Genomic DNA, 1,455 nt, shown 5'->3' on the forward strand with positions numbered 1-1,455 from the left:
CTCCCAGCCGCTGCTGGACGAGATCAGCCGGGAGCTCGGCTCCTTCGAGCCGCAGACCCTCAAGCGCAGGATGCGGCCGTGCCCGTCCGGCTTCTCGGTCGGGAACGTGGCCGTGACGGCCGGCACGCTCGGCTCGGTCGTGTACGACTTCCTGCCGGGCGCGACCACCGACCCGCCGGGGCCCGGCCTCGGCATCCCGAGCAAGTTCTACATCCTCAGCAACAACCACGTGCTGGCCGACTCCAACCGCGCGCAGCGGGGCAGCTCCATCGTGCAGCCCGGCGTGTTCGACGGCGGCCAGGACCCGGCGGACCGGATCGCGACGCTGGACCGGTTCATCACCATCCAGTTCGCCCCGCAGACGCCGCTGGAGCAGCAGAACAACGTGGTGGACTGCGCGCTCGGCGAGGTGGAGTTCCAGGACGCCACGCGCCAGCAGTACTTCAGCGGCGCGCCGCGCGCCTGGCGCCGCAAGGCCAATGTCGCCGTGGGCGACCTGGTCAAGAAGACGGGCCGGACCACCAACCTGACCATGGGCCGGATCATGGCGGTCGACGCGACGATCGACGTCAACTACGGCACGGCCGGCACGGCGCGGTTCAAGGACCAGATCCTCACCACCAACATCTCGGCGGGTGGCGACTCCGGTTCCCTGGTGACCTCGCTGGACAATGTCGCGGTCGGGCTGCTCTTCGCGGGGTCGTCCGTCGTGACGGTCATCAACCACATCGAGAACGTCCGCGCGCTGCTGCGCGTCGAGATCTCCGAGCAGCTGGCCTGACGGGCGGAGGAGCCATGACAACGTCGTCCCAGAAGAAGAAGGGCCAAGGCAGCTCCGAGCACCGCTTCGTCAACCCGATGGGCGCCGAGGTCAAGACGCGGGACGAGGCGTTCGCCGCCCCGTCCATGGACGTCTCGGCCGAGGCCCTGACCACGACGGCGAAGCTGACCCTGCACAACGGCGCGGTGACCTTCGCCATGGAAGTGCAGTACAACCCGAACACCTACCCGCACGTGGTGAGCGGCGGCCGGATCACCTCCGGCATCTGCGGCGCCCCGTGGGACATCACGGGCGGCTACGTAGGCCAGCAGATCCGCCTCGACGCCAAGCGCGCCGGGCAGGGCTCCTGCGCCAACACCATCACCATCGTCGGCGAATTCCAGAACCCGCCGGCCTACCGCGGCACCTACGGCTTCGACGGCGCGTCGTCGTCGTTCAAGCACACGACACGCTACGAGTGCTGACAGCACATCAACCGCCGGGCGGGCCCTCCTCGGGACCCCGCCCGGCCCTTGCCCGGCCCTTGCCCGGCCCTTGAAAATGGGCCGCACCAATCCAGCCGGTCCGGCGCTTGAGGACACACGACCACGGGCCCGCGCCAATCCAGCCGGTCCGGCGCTTGAGGACCCACGACCACGAGGCGAGCCGAATCCAGCCCGTCCGGCGCTTGAGGA

Annotated in this window: 2 protein-coding genes; both read left to right on the top strand. The window is 69.6% G+C overall.

Annotation, left to right across the window (positions count from 1 at the left end; genetic code table 11):
• A partial coding sequence (locus ACFU99_RS43495) for a hypothetical protein (RefSeq protein ID WP_384404290.1) occupies positions 1–781 on the top strand: 781 nt, incomplete at its 5' end.
• A gap of 14 nt (positions 782–795) precedes the next feature.
• Positions 796–1,245 carry a hypothetical protein gene (locus ACFU99_RS43500; protein WP_384404292.1) on the top strand — a complete coding sequence of 150 codons (450 nt, stop codon included), beginning with the start codon at positions 796–798 and terminating at the stop codon, positions 1,243–1,245.
• The last annotated feature ends 210 nt before the right edge of the window (positions 1,246–1,455 follow it).

It is taken from the genome of Streptomyces sp. NPDC057654, from assembly GCF_042800135.1.
Classification (GTDB): domain Bacteria; phylum Actinomycetota; class Actinomycetes; order Streptomycetales; family Streptomycetaceae; genus Streptomyces.

Coding starts and splice junctions, on each gene's coding strand:
- ACFU99_RS43500 (WP_384404292.1), top strand. CDS start 796: ATGACAACGTCGTCCCAGAAGAAGAAGGGCCAAGGCAGCTCCGAGCAC.